At 61.5% G+C, this 257-nt stretch carries 1 protein-coding gene; it reads left to right on the top strand.

Features of this window, described 5'->3' with window-relative positions:
• Window positions 1–11: 11 nt before the first annotated feature.
• Window positions 12–257, top strand: a 246-nt coding sequence (locus ACSNOK_RS35045) for a hypothetical protein (protein WP_436784740.1), incomplete at its 3' end; no start/stop codon positions are given.

The raw sequence follows: 257 nt of genomic DNA on the forward strand, positions 1-257 counted from the left end.
GTTGGCCCCGTATGACCATCGAGATGATGATTGACGTCGTCGCCGCCGCCATCGAACAGATCGACGGCACCCCGGACGACTTTCAGGGTCGGACGAACGGCTTCCGCGGCCACGAGCGAGTGCTCATGCAAACGCTCAACGCGCGCAAAATCGAAAAGGACTCCCGCTCTTGGAAGGCCATCGCCAAGAGGCTCTGGCGGATGAAGAAGGCCGGCGTGTTCGCCAACACCCAGCAGGAGCGGATCAATGTCGACGAG

It is taken from the genome of Streptomyces sp. URMC 126, from assembly GCF_051386555.1.
Lineage (GTDB): Bacteria > Actinomycetota > Actinomycetes > Streptomycetales > Streptomycetaceae > Streptomyces.